This is a genomic window from Bacillus sp. FJAT-29937, from assembly GCF_001509555.1.
In the GTDB taxonomy this organism is placed as follows: domain Bacteria; phylum Bacillota; class Bacilli; order Bacillales; family Cytobacillaceae; genus Cytobacillus.
The window spans coordinates 70,542-83,640 of the sequence record NZ_LMAS01000006.1; the positions used below are offsets into that span (position 1 = coordinate 70,542).

The window sequence follows — 13,099 nt, forward strand, 5'->3', positions numbered from 1 at the left end:
GGAGTTATCAAATGAAAAAACTGATTTCCATTTTAGTGACAGCAATTCTCTTCATGTCTACGTTCGTCATGCCTACTTATGCGACGAACGGTGGGACGCAAGGGGCCAAGCCCTGGATGAACACGAAGCTATCTGCTGAGGAGCGCACTAAGCTGCTACTCAATGCGATGACGTTGGAACAGAAGATCCAGCAAATTGCTATTTCGCGCTTCAATGAAAATGATAAAGGTGAGCCGATTGTCATTAAGAGGGGCGGTACTAATAAATATCAGAGCGGCGTGTTCCCGCCTCAAGGTACCCTGCCTGGCTGTGAGTTTCAGGATACTGGCCGGCAAATCCGAGGAATTGAGGAACTGGGTATCCCGACAGTCCGCATGACAAACGGCGGTACGGGTGTAAAGGGCGGATCGTGCAGCAATGACCCAGTGGCGACGGGCCTGCCGTCCACTGTGGCTATGGCTGCAACCTTTGACCGCGGGCTGAACTATGAGGTCGGTCGAATCCTTGGCCAGGAGACACGTGCCTTCGCGCATCATGTGTTGCTCGGGCCGGGCATGAACCTCGTACGCCATCCATACGGCGGCCGGAACTATGAGTACTTCAGTGAGGATCCGTACCTGACTGGTGCCCTGGCGACCCAGCAGGTCAAGGGCATCCAAAAACAGGGAGTCCAGGCTCAACTCAAGCATTTAGCTGGCAACGAGCAGGAAACCGAGCGATGGACGATGGGTGTCCGGGTTCCCTCAAAGGCCATGAATGAACTGTACATGCTTCCATTTGAGATGACTGTCAAGGATGCTAACCCGGCTTCCGTAATGTGCTCGTTTCCGGATGTCAACGGCACCTATGCGTGTGATAGTTCTGAACTGCTGCAAGATGCCCTGCGTCGCAACTGGGGCTTCGGCGGTTACGTAATGAGTGACCGTCGCGCGATTCACGACACGGTCGCGGCCATCAAGGCGGGCACAAATGTCGAGCTTGACTGGGCACCACAGTACTACACTCAAGAGACAATTAAGAAGGCACTTGACTCGGGTCAGATGACAGAGCAAGACATTGACAATCTACTTCGTCCACGGTATATCAAAATGATTGAGTACGGCCACATGGACAAGCCTTTCAACAAGTTCCTGCCGGAGATTGTCGATCTGAAGGTTAACGGCGCTAGCGCACGGAAGATAGCAGAAGAAGGGGCCGTGCTATTGAAGAACGATAACCGCTTCCTGCCGCTAGACGGTAAACCGAAATCAATCGCGCTGATCGGAGTCGAGTGGTTCGCCGGTATAGCAAAGATGTCCCCGCGCTCTGTTCGGGACGACAACGAGAACGTCGTGACTTCTTATACGGTCACACCAAAACAGGGTCTAGAGAATGTTATCAAAGAGTTAGGCTATAGCACCAAAGTGACGTACAATGATGGCCGAGACCCGAAGGCTGCTGCTAAGCTTGCTGCTGAGTCCGACGTTGTGCTTCTCATGATCGGCGACAATCCGCATGAGACTAAGGACCGCGAGACACTTGGCTTCCCGGCTATTGATCTCAACAAAAACCCGGATCAAGTGGACTGGGTGGAGCAGGAGCCACTGATCGACGCGGTTCTGAAAGCAAACGCAAAGAAAACGGTTGTTGTCCTGAAAACTTCCGGAACAGTGCTCATGCCGTGGCTTAATAAGGTCCCAGCAGTCCTTGAAGCTTGGTATCCAGGAATGGAGGATGGCAATGCCGTCGCGAATCTGCTCTACGGTAAGGTCAATCCGTCCGGCAAGTTACCTATGACGTTCGGTGCGACTGAGCGTGAGGCCGCCTTCGCTACTGAGGAGCAGTTCCCTGGAACCCGTCAAGACACTGGCAAGCCTGGGGGTCCTGGCCCGTACGGTAACGGCTCTGAGCAGCTAATTGCCCAATACAAAGAGGGTCTCGAAATGGGTTACCGTTGGTACGGGGCCAACAAGGTGAAGCCTGTATTCCCATTTGGGTACGGCCTTTCGTACACAACCTTTAAGTATGACAAACTCAAGGTGAACAGGGTCCGCAACAACGGCTCGTTGTCTGGTATTGACCTTTCCTTCACGATTACAAATACCGGTGACGTTGCCGGCAAAGAAGCGGCACAGGTCTATTTGACCCTGCCGGCTGAGGCGGGGCAGCCGTCCAAGCGACTCGTCAACTTCGAGAAGGTTTATCTCAAGCCCGGTGAGAGCAAGCAAGTGACACTTAGGATTAACGAGACCGACTCCAACCGTCCGTTCTCCTATTTCATTCCGAAAGAACCGGATAATTTGAAGAACTGGGCCGACGGCAAGTGGGTTACCGCTAAAGGAAAGTACCGCGTACATGTCGGTGGTTCCTCGGCAAACACCCCGTTAGAAAAAGAGGTTCCGCTGAATTTTAAAACTCAGCAGGGACAAGGTAGAAGGTAAAGGCAAAAAAATTCCGTCAATAAGCCTTTGACTATGGGATGACATCGGCGAATCCGATAGGGGTTGTCAGACATCTTGAAAATAGTGAGCCCGTGAGCTTGGTGAATTAAGCCGAGGCTTGCGGGCTCATTGCTTTTTTCAAAGCCTTCATAGATGACCAGAGGGAAGAAAAAAATAAAGGAAGGAAGTGAACAGTCTGATGAGGGAATTTGTTTGGAACAGCTGGTGGGGTCTGGTACATTCGTGGTTGGTGGCCTTTAGCCTTGTGATCATCTTGAGTGCATGCTCCGTCAAGAAATCCGACGGGCCAGTCGGGAGCAAAGCCCCATCCGGGCATGGAGACTGGCAAACCCCCGGCCTGGTAGACCAGTCTGGCGCCCCGATTGAGGTGCCGAAGCCGAGTCCAGCCACGGGCAGGACCCTGGACGTCACAGATTTTGGGGCAGATCCGAATCCGGACTCACACGACGACGCAGCAGCCATTCGAGCGGCCCTTGATGAAGCCAAACCGGGTGATGAGGTTTGGCTGCCAGCGGGTACGTATGACCTGCGCTCCACTGACCCAGCTGATAAGTCGGCGAATATCGTGTTGCGCAGCGGCGTGAACCTGCGCGGCGAGGGCCGGGAGAGAACGGTGCTGTTGACCTCCTTCGACGGCGAGCATGGAAGCCGGGTGATCCGCGGCTCCGGAATCCACGACGTCATCATCGCTGATTTCACTATTACCTCCCGCTATGAGGGTCCATTCGGCGATGATCCCAACAATGGCAACGCGGGTGGCGGCCCGATGTACGGGGTCTACCTCGGTGCCCACAAAGGGAAGGCAAGCTCCAAGGTCCTAGTGGAAAACCTTGGAATACGCAGGTTCGAGCGCCATGGTATCTCCCTCAAGGCCAGCCGTGAAGTGACTCTCTCTGGAAACTACATTAGTGGGGCCACTGCCGTTGGCCACGGCGGACAGGGGTACGGTATCGCTATCGAGGGCTCAGCGGACCAGCACGACCCGGATGCCGCCAATGATTCCCGGCACAACATCGTCACCCGCAATACCTTTGATGGCAGGCATCTGCGGCACGCGATTCTATTACAGTTCCCCACGCATAACAATCTCGTGGCTGAGAACACCATCGTAGGCAGCCTCCTTGACGCAATCGACCTGCATGGCGAGGGCGAATACATGAACGAGATCCGGAACAACACGGTCATCGGCGGGAAGCGGGCGGGCATCGCACTGGGCAATCCCGGCGGTTCTAAGAACAAGCACGACGCTACTGGACCTGGAAACTGGGTGCATTCCAACGACCTGATTGGAAACCGTCAGGGAGTCCTCGTCATCCTGGGAACTCCTGACACCCTCATTGAGGACAACTGGATCAACGCCGGGGATAATTCGGAGACCGGCATTGAAGTCCGCAATGCGCCGGGTACGGAGTTGCGCGGTAATCTCATCACAGGAGGGACGGACGGGTTCTGGGCCATACGGCTCAGTGAGGACCGCGGTACTGACGGACGGGGCAAAGGAATCCCCTCAGGCATCACGATCGCGTACAATGTCATTCGACAGGCCGCCAACGGTATTAGAATCGATGCCGGGAAGGACCTAAACATAGTCGAAAACATCATTGACGACATTGAAGGACCCAAGCTAAGGGTGGCCGACGGGATCGAGGAAGGTGTTGATATTAAAAAAGTTGGGGATCAAGGAGAGTCAAAATAACAGCATGATGGGGAAGTAGAGATTAATTTCCTTCCCCAAATGATTTTTAATGATTAATATATAAACAATTCTACGACAAAAACCGATAAACAGGCCAATAAGGCAACACTCACCAAGCTGGCCCCCCGGTAGGCAAAAAGAATGGCCACAATAAAGCCAACTAGTGCGGACCATGGCGATGCCGTTACGTCTAAAATTGCCGGAAAAACCATCACTGCCAATGTTACATATGGAACATAGTATAAAAACGATCGGATATAGACATTTTTGATTTCTTTTCTGACGAGTGTAAGCGGCAGAACTCTAATAAGATAGGTCACAACTGCCATCACCAAGATATAATAAATAGCATTATTCATGAGTATGCTCCTTCACTGGATGCTCCTTTACCGGAAAGACAAACGCTGCGATACCTGCAATCAAAATCGTTAAGATGATAATTTTTACACCTGATGAGATGGATGCTAAGGTTTGCAGCTCAGCAAATACAAGGCTTAGTACCATAGAAGTGACGATTAGCCCGGAAAGGATTTTATTCCCTTTTGCTGGAGGGATAATGACAGCAAGCAGCATTCCGAACAATGCAATACTTAATGCACTCATCAATCTATCTGGCAGAATATTTCCGGAAATAACCCCAAACAGTGTACCTAGTGCCCATCCTGGCACCGCAACACTCATCACGCCATAGGCATAATAAGGGCTTAACTTTCCGGGAACCGCAACGGACACTCCGAATACCTCATCCGTAATCCCATATGCCATGATTAATCGATGGAAAAGGGGTGTTTTCGGGTCAATTTTTTGGGATAAAGCAAATGACATTAGAAAATACCTAGAGTTAATAATCAGCTGTGTGACAGCAATTTCAATGATGGCTGCGGCACTGGCAATAAGAGTAAGCCCAGCAAACTGTCCAGCCGATGTTAAATTTGTTACGGACATGAATACTGCTTCAAACGGATTTAGCCCGGCTTGCTTGGCAAGAATGCCAAAGGTAAACGAAACCGCAAAATAGCCCATCGCAATGGGAATTCCGTTCTTTAGCCCGTTTTTCCAATCTCCTATGTTTGTCTTCATTTTCTCTCTTTCGCTCCTCTATAGATGCTAATATGATAGGGTAATTTAATTAGAAATTATTATATATCAACTAGAACTTTTTAATATAAAAATGATTCTAGCATAGTTTTTGAGTTGGTGAAAATCGTTATTTTGCTAGAGTTTAATAGTAATTTCCTTAAATAAGCAATGACCATTATGAACAAATTTGCTGTAATAATGATAGAATAATAGTTCATCCTGTTCTAAGTAGGTAAAGAAGTGAGGAATTGACGGTGAAAAAATTTAAGAAGTTTTACTTGGAGATAACAAGTGTATGTAATCTTGCGTGCAGCTTTTGCCCGCCGACAGAACGACAGAAGCAATTCATTTCTGTGGAGGATTTTTCTAAGAGATTAGACCAAATTAAACCGCACACAGATTATATTTATTTACATGTAAAGGGTGAGCCTCTGCTCCATCCTAAAATAGACGAATTGTTAGACTTAAGCCATGAAAAAGGATTTAAAGTCAATATCACCACCAATGGAACATTAATTAATAAAAAGAGGGAAAAGTTATTAAATAAACCTGCATTAAGACAAATGAATTTTTCACTCCATAGCTTTGATGGGCATATTGGTTCTAAAGATAAGGAAGGGTATGTGAGAAGCATCCTTTCTTTTATCAAAGAAGCAACGAGTCAGTCTGAAATGATCGTTTCCCTAAGGTTATGGAACCTTACACAAGACAATACGACGAATATGGAAAGACAACGAAACAGAGAATTACTAGAAATTATTGAGAAAGAGTTTGATTTAGATTACAAAATTGAAGAGAAGGTCGAACCAGGAAGCGGCGTGAAAATTGCGGACCGCATCTTCATCAATCAAGATTACGAGTTCCAGTGGCCTGCGTTGCATGAAGAGGAAGATGATGGGAAGGGCTTCTGCTATGGCCTGCGAAATCAAGCAGGTATTTTAGCAAACGGAACGGTTATTCCTTGTTGTCTGGATGGTGAGGGAGTGATCAACCTTGGGAATATTAATGATCATTCTTTTTCAGATATTATCGAGATGGATCGAGCCAAGAACCTTGTAGATGGTTTTTCACGAAGAGTGGCAGTGGAGGAACTATGCAGAAAATGCGGATATCGCAAAAGGTTTGGAAAATAAATGTCATAAAGAAAGGGGCAGTCGTAGCATGACTGCCCTGCTTTTTATTCAGTTTATATTTAGCCTATGATCACTGCCAGTTTCGAGGTTTTAACTCTGGTCCAAGTATGTGTGGAACTTCTTCTCCGCTAGTTTCATCATGTACGGAATGGGCCGAATACAGGGAAAGCGTTGCCTCCTCCCGTTTATCAGATAATTTTGAACCCATGTTATAATATTAATTAGAGGGCCAAGCATCTTTTGGGCTAAGTCTATCTGACAGTATTATCCAATTGACAATTTTACATATCGATAAATGAGGAGTGATTGTTTTGGAATTCAATGATGTAATATTTGGACACAGGTCCATACGAGAATATGAAGATAGGGAAGTAAGTCAAGAATTGCTAGAGCAAATATTAGATGCAGGCATTCGTGCCTCTTCAAGTGGGAATATGCAAACTTATTCCATTATTGTCACAAGAGACAAGGAGCTTAAGCAAAAATTATACTCCCCTCATATGGAACAATCCATGGTTGTGGATGCACCAATCCTATTAACCTTTTGTGCTGATTTTAATAGAATGAGAAAATGGCTTACGCTCAATGATGCACCAGTCCACTTTGATAATTTCATGAGCTTTATGATCGGGGCGATTGATGCAACTTTGGCAGCACAGAACTGTGCTTTGGCAGCAGAGAATGCTGGGCTGGGCATTTGTTATATGGGCTCAACCCTTGCAAATTGTGATCAAATTGGGGAACTGCTAAACTTACCGCCAAATGTCGTACCCATCGTTGGTTATTCATTAGGATATCCCGCAGAAAGCCCTGCCCCGCGTGATCGATTGCCAAGGCATGGAGTTGTTCACTATGACCAGTATCGTGATTATTCAGATGAGGAAATTCTAGAAATCTACGAAGAAAGAAATGAAAAGGGATGGCAACGCTATATGGACATTCCGAGGCTGAAGGAAATGACAGAACGGCTGGGATTAAAGAATCTAGCCCAAGTCTATACCATTGCCAAATATACGCAGGAATCCCACATTGAATTTTCGCAGACAGTGCTAAATTACTTGGAGAAGCAGAATTTTATGAAGAATGAATGAGGTTTTCCCGCTTGATGCTATATCAAAGGGGGCATTGTATGAAACAACTTTATATCAAACAAAGGGTATTCAGTCTAGGTGGCAAATTTACAGTAAAGGACCAGCAGGAGAAGGATGTTTATTTTGTAGAGGGAAGTTTCATGCAAATTCCAAAGACTTTCTCCATTATGAATACAACAAGAGATGAAATTGCCCTAATTACGAAAAAGGTGTTCAGCTTTTTGCCGAAGTTCTTTGTTGAGGTGAATGGCCGAGAGGTGTTAACGATTAAGAAGGAGTTTTCTTTCTTTAAAGCACGCTATACGATTGATGCAGCAGGCATTGAAGTACAAGGCAATTGGTTGGATATGGATTTCCAGGTGTTACAGCATGGTGAAATCATTAGTAAAGTGAACAAGGAATGGTTCACTTGGGGCGACAGCTATAAAGTTCAAATATTGAATGAAGAGATGGAAGCCATCATTATTGCGCTCGTTGTCGCTATTGATTGTGTGAAGGCTGACCAAGCCGCAGCTTCCTCAGCAGCAACACCTTAAGGCAGGGGCGTTAAATTATAAAGCTGACAGTTTTTTTAAAAAAGCTAGACAAAAATGATGTTACATCATGTCTAGCTTTCTTTTGTACAATTATCAGTGTCAAAAAAAGTACTTTCTCAACTAGTCGATAAAAAGCTGCAGATCAAGAGGGTTCGCAGGGGATCAGATTCAGCACCCGATCAGATAGTCGGAAAAACTCCGCTTAATTCATAAATAAAGTAAAAAATAGCTTAAATAGACGGAGAGATTCCGGCTATTTACTCAAAAAACGTGCAAATGGGGGGATTTCCCCTGCTTAGTCGGAAAAACTCCCCTTATTTACCCCGAAACAAGCTCCATTCTGGATTTAACCGGAAAAACTCCGTTTATTTTACATTGGTTGTTGCTTAAATTGAGGCAAAAAACCTTTTATGGAAGTGAGATGAAACCCATGGGGGTTTTCACCATTCCCTCGGTTCATAGTTCAATTCTCTAAATAATTGAGTTCGCTCTTTCTTAGATAAATCTCTCCATTGTCCAGGGGGAAGATTGCCTAAATGAATATTCATGATTCGGATTCTTTGCAATCTGTAAACCTCATACCCTAATTCACCGCACATGCGGCGAATTTGACGATTAAGGCCCTGTGTTAAAATGATTTGAAAATCAAATTTAGATAACTGGGTGACTGTACAAGGTAGTGTTTTTGTTCCTAATATTTTGACTCCCTCTGACATTTTCTTCAAGAACTCGGGAGTAATAGGCTTGTCCACAGAAACAATATATTCCTTCTCATGCTTACCTTCAGAACGCAGAATTTCGTTAACAATGTCGCCATCATTCGTAAGAAGTATTAGGCCCTCTGAATCTTTATCAAGGCGCCCAATATTAAACACTCTTAATGGATGGTTGACCAAATCAACAATATTTCCCTTTACGCCTTTTTCGGTTGTACTCGTAATCCCTACAGGTTTATTTAAGGCAATATAGACATTGTTCCTTGCTACTCGGATTTGATTACCATTTACAAGAATGTCATCCCCGGGATTCACTTGGCTGCCTATTGTTGCACGTTTGCCATTTATCATAACTCTTCCATCAGCAATTAATTTATCTGCTCCCCGCCTAGATGCTACTCCAGAATCGCTTATAAATTTATTAATACGCATGTATGTTGACACATCCTTAATCAGAGGCTTGTTTTATTAGATAATTAACTATACTTTATTTTAAGAGTAAATTACAGCCCTATGCACATAACCTAATATCATCTGACGATACGTAAACGATACGGGGACAAAAAGAAAAGAAAAAGAAAACAACTACTAAGTCATCGGTGTGGCAGATGAAATTCAGTATAATGAACAGGGTAATGTATTTTTCAGTGGAGGGGAACCTTTTGAAGCGGCTATCTAAAAAGTATAAGAAACCTATCATTATTTTTATTATGATCCTTTTTGTGTTTGCTGGTTTACTTGATATTAAATACGAAGGATTGCTCTTTCAGCTATTACCTAATTCAATACAAACCTACTTAGCTGATATTTTTAAAAAAAGTGGATGATGAGCTCCATAGCTCGTTATTTGTCCACATCCCAATTATTGACATCAATTTATATTTCCCATAACATTATTTTAATCTAAAACTTATTAATTCCTTAAAGAAAGGATGTTTATGATGAATATGAAAGCAACCCTTACCCATAAAGAAAAAGCAGTGTCGTTCCTGCAGCTTGTAGCTTCTGGAAAAGTAGAGGAAGCCTATCAGAAATACATAAGCCCAGAATTCCGCCACCACAACCCTTATTTCCGTGGCGATGTCAATTCCCTTATGGTCGCGATGCAGGAAAATGCAGCCCTGAACCCTAACAAGATACTTGAGGTCAAGCATGCTATTGGAGAGGCAGAGATGGTTACGGTTCACTCTCATGTGAGACAGAATCCAGACGATATTGGGGGAGCAGTGGTCCATATTTTTCGGTTTCAGGATGATCAAATTGTTGAATTATGGGATGTAGGTCAACCTATACCCGAGGATTCTCCTAACGAGAATGGCATGTTTTAAGGTTCGTGTGGAAAATAATTTAATCCGAAAAACTATAAAAATTAATACATATGGAGAGTATTGTCAGAGAAGAGGGCACTAAATAAAGTCTTTTCGAGGAGGTCCTTATGCAAAAAATCATTCCACATTTATGGTATGACAAAGAAGCAAAAGAAGCCGCTTTATTTTATATTCGTTTATTTGAGGACTCTAAACTATTAAATGAAACAGTGATAGAAAATACTCCTTCTGGAGATTCGGATTTGGTCAGCTTTCAATTGGCTGGGCAAGAATTCATGGCGATTAGTGCAGGTCCTTACTTCAAATTTAACCCTTCCGTTTCGCTGATGGTAGCTTGCGAATCTGTAGAAGAGGTTAATGCCAAATGGAAAGCTTTAGTAGAGGGCGGTACGGAGCTCATGCCATTAGATGAGTATCCCTTCAGCAAGCGGTATGCCTGGGTGCAGGATCGCTTCGGCTTGTCATGGCAGTTGATGCTTATAGACAATAGTAAAGCTGTTCAAAAGATTACACCAAACCTGCTTTTCTCAAGTGATTCATGTGGGAAAGCTTATGAGGCAATCAAGTATTACACAGACGTATTTAAGGATTCGGAAATAGAAGTAATCAGTGAATATGAAGCAGGAGAAGCCAAGGCATCAAAGGCAAAGGTGAAATATGCAGCTTTCAACTTAGCCGGATATCATTTATCAGCGATGGATCATGGTTTGGATGTAGATTTCAATTTTAATGAAGCCTTTTCACTCATGATCAGCTGTAAAGATCAGAAGGAGATTGATTACTTCTGGGAAAAGCTCTCTGCCGTACCTGAGGCGGAACAATGCGGATGGGTCAAGGATCTATTCGGCCTTTCATGGCAGATCGTTCCGGACAATATGAATGAGGTCATGTATAAAGGCTCAAGAGAGGAAAACCGCAGAATTATGGAAGCACTATTAAAGATGAAGAAAATTGATTTACATGCTTTGGAAAATGCACGCTTGGAAAAATGATAAAAGTGGGCTGTGCCATAGTAGAGGAATTTGGCGGACAGTGGTTCCGTTATTTCACGAAAAACCTTTATTTCATAGTCTTATCGGACTTAGGTTCCGCTAAAGGGGGTCAAAAGGGTTAATTTTGGATGATTTCCATCGATTAACGGAACTAGTGTCCGCACACACTTGGAATAAGGGGGATTTTAAGTAAATAGCGGAATGGGAGTCCGGTAATTTTTTGTGCGGACTGTAGTTCCGTTATTGATCATGCATCTCTTAATCCTTGCTGTACTTGGCCAAATTGAAAATTCATAAGCTAGTATACCAAAAAAGCCAGTATCTCTTTAGGATACTAGCTTTTTTTGTTAACACTAATTTTCCAAATATAATGGTAAAGGATGGGTTCCAATGCGAGAATTTCTTTTACCGATGAGAAAATTATTGAATCATTTTAAAAGTCATTTGAATTACTAGAAATCTATATTAAAATGATTCTATCAAAGAGAGAGAAGGATTATTGATGTGGATTGTAGCAGCAGTTCTGACGATGTTGTGCTTTGGAATCAATAATATGATTTTTAAGGTCACGTCGGTCAAAGGACTATCGAAGGTGCATTTGCAGTTTTTCTTTTATCTAATTGCGTTTTTAATCATGTTTGGCTATGGGACAGTCGTAGGGTTTGCCTCATTTAATGGATTAACGATTGTGCTAGGGGCGTTCATCGGCATATTGAATGCAAATGGGAATATTCAAATGTCAAAGGCATTTGAAAAAGGACCTGCTAGTATAACATCGCCGCTTATTAGCACAAATACGATTATTCCTATCCTAAGCGCAGCGCTTATTTTTCAAGAGCATATTACACTCATTCAGTGGATTGGCATTATTGTTATTCTTGCTTCTGCAGCGATCATCCAATATGTGCCAAGCAGCGGCGTTAAGATGGATTATAAACCGTGGATGTACCGCATTTTACTGTCGATTGGATCGTTTGGTGTACTCGGTGTGCTTATGAAAACGTCCTCACATTTACATATTGATTCCATCAATACGCTAGTTTGTATGTATGGCGGTGGTGCGACCTATTTATTGATTAATAGCTTTATGATGAAGGAAAAATGGCAGCAAACAGAGCTAAAATTTGGTGCCCTTATTGGATGTATTAGTGTCGTAGGTTATAGCAGCTACTTTTTTGCCCTGAATATCGGAGTTGCCAGCATTGTATTCCCAATTGTTAGTTTAAATTGTTTAGTAGTCGTCCTAAGCAGCTGTTGGCTCTATAAAGAAAGGCTTAAAAAGTATCAGGTTATCGGGGTTATTTCCGCACTAGCCGGTATTGTGCTGACAAAAATTTAACAGAAACCATGAATCAGGGCTTAGGCTCTGATTTTTTTATGCGTAAAATCTTATCTGCTAGAATACGGAAATTTGAATAAATCTACATTTATTCCTAAATCTAGTTTTGGGTATAATTCCCCAAATTTTGTATTAATCCAATATTCCAACTCATATATATAACCAAAATGATCTGATTGAGGAGGAAGGTTTTTATGGAGGAAAAAGTGTTTGTTACACATAAAAGTCCAGATAGCAAATACGAAGGATTAATTACATATGGAGATAGAGATATTTCGTTGCCTAAAGATGCACTTATTTCTATCACTTTAGGCGAAAAATTTTCTGTCTGGAGAACGATTGTTAATGCGATTGTCAGTAAATTTGTTATGAAGCAGATGAAGAAATCTCCCAAACTGCTTTATGCAGAAATGAAAGGTGATGTAAAGGAAGGCTATGGACTTACCATGACAGTATGGGAATCCCATTCAATGAAGCAATTTCGGGATAAGAGTGCACATAAATTTGCTATGCGATTTTTTAGCTGGGTTTTTTATGGCGGCAATGCCCAAGCTTACTTTTTATCATTCAAAAATAATGGTTCGATCCCAACGAGTACCGAAGCCTATGAATTAGTAAAGGAATATGGCAGATTTTTTGACAATGGAAAGTTGATTCGGAGTAGCAGGGCTCCCATTTTTAATGATGAGGCAGAAATTCGTCCTTAATGATCATTGCTTCGCCTAACTTCTAGCAATTTTGAAAATG

General features: G+C 43.5%; 13 protein-coding genes. 10 read left to right on the forward strand and 3 right to left on the reverse strand.

All coding sequences use genetic code 11. The features are described from left to right. Window positions 1-11 precede the first annotated feature (11 nt). Window positions 12-2,420, forward strand: a complete 2,409-nt coding sequence (locus AR328_RS14020; RefSeq protein WP_066296196.1) for a beta-glucosidase — start codon at window positions 12-14, stop codon at window positions 2,418-2,420. Window positions 2,421-2,619: 199 nt separating this feature from the next. Further along, complete coding sequence (locus AR328_RS14025) at window positions 2,620-4,137, forward strand: right-handed parallel beta-helix repeat-containing protein (protein ID WP_066296199.1); 1,518 nt, start codon at window positions 2,620-2,622, stop codon at window positions 4,135-4,137. A 53-nt stretch (window positions 4,138-4,190) separates the two neighbouring features. Here AR328_RS14025 and AR328_RS14030 read toward each other — a convergent pair whose 3' ends face one another. Further along, window positions 4,191-4,496, reverse strand: a complete 306-nt coding sequence (locus AR328_RS14030) for an AzlD domain-containing protein (RefSeq protein WP_066296202.1) — start codon at window positions 4,494-4,496, stop codon at window positions 4,191-4,193. Next, window positions 4,489-5,217 (reverse strand): AzlC family ABC transporter permease, encoded by a 729-nt coding sequence (locus tag AR328_RS14035; RefSeq protein ID WP_066296205.1) that lies wholly within the window; start codon window positions 5,215-5,217, stop codon window positions 4,489-4,491. The genes AR328_RS14030 and AR328_RS14035 overlap by 8 nt, the downstream gene beginning before the upstream one ends. Before the next feature lie 254 nt (window positions 5,218-5,471). Between AR328_RS14035 and AR328_RS14040 the strand changes: the two genes are divergently transcribed. The 3 genes from AR328_RS14040 to AR328_RS14050 all read left to right on the forward strand — a co-directional run bounded on the left by AR328_RS14040 (window position 5,472) and on the right by AR328_RS14050 (window position 7,977). After that, the gene (locus AR328_RS14040) at window positions 5,472-6,350 is read left to right on the forward strand and encodes a radical SAM/SPASM domain-containing protein (RefSeq protein ID WP_066296212.1); all 879 of its coding nucleotides are present in this window, start codon (window positions 5,472-5,474) and stop codon (window positions 6,348-6,350) included. Between the two features lie 302 nt (window positions 6,351-6,652). Beyond that, the gene (locus AR328_RS14045) at window positions 6,653-7,441 is read left to right on the forward strand and encodes a nitroreductase family protein (protein ID WP_231734845.1); all 789 of its coding nucleotides are present in this window, start codon (window positions 6,653-6,655) and stop codon (window positions 7,439-7,441) included. A 38-nt stretch (window positions 7,442-7,479) separates the two neighbouring features. Continuing rightward, window positions 7,480-7,977 carry an LURP-one-related/scramblase family protein gene (locus AR328_RS14050; RefSeq protein WP_066296222.1) on the forward strand — a complete coding sequence of 166 codons (498 nt, stop codon included), beginning with the start codon at window positions 7,480-7,482 and terminating at the stop codon, window positions 7,975-7,977. 440 nt (window positions 7,978-8,417) lie between these two features. Here the strand turns inward: AR328_RS14050 and rluF are convergent, their stop codons facing one another. After that, complete coding sequence (gene rluF, locus AR328_RS14055) at window positions 8,418-9,125, reverse strand: 23S rRNA pseudouridine(2604) synthase RluF (protein WP_066296225.1); 708 nt, start codon at window positions 9,123-9,125, stop codon at window positions 8,418-8,420. A 230-nt stretch (window positions 9,126-9,355) separates the two neighbouring features. On the opposite strand from rluF, the gene AR328_RS14060 reads away from it, so the two are divergent. From AR328_RS14060 to AR328_RS14080, 5 genes are all read left to right on the forward strand, one after another. Next, a complete protein-coding gene (locus tag AR328_RS14060; RefSeq protein ID WP_231734848.1) occupies window positions 9,356-9,520 on the forward strand; it encodes a hypothetical protein in 165 nt (54 codons plus the stop codon). Between the two features lie 120 nt (window positions 9,521-9,640). After that, complete coding sequence (locus AR328_RS14065) at window positions 9,641-10,021, forward strand: nuclear transport factor 2 family protein (protein ID WP_066297296.1); 381 nt, start codon at window positions 9,641-9,643, stop codon at window positions 10,019-10,021. Window positions 10,022-10,128: 107 nt separating this feature from the next. Then, entirely contained in the window at window positions 10,129-11,013 is an 885-nt protein-coding gene (locus AR328_RS14070; protein ID WP_066296226.1) for a VOC family protein, read from the forward strand. A gap of 502 nt (window positions 11,014-11,515) precedes the next feature. Further along, on the forward strand, window positions 11,516-12,352 hold the full coding sequence (locus AR328_RS14075) for a DMT family transporter (RefSeq protein ID WP_066296229.1): 837 nt from the start codon (window positions 11,516-11,518) through the stop codon (window positions 12,350-12,352). Window positions 12,353-12,546: 194 nt separating this feature from the next. Then, entirely contained in the window at window positions 12,547-13,059 is a 513-nt protein-coding gene (locus AR328_RS14080; RefSeq protein WP_066296234.1) for a hypothetical protein, read from the forward strand. Window positions 13,060-13,099 lie beyond the last annotated feature (40 nt).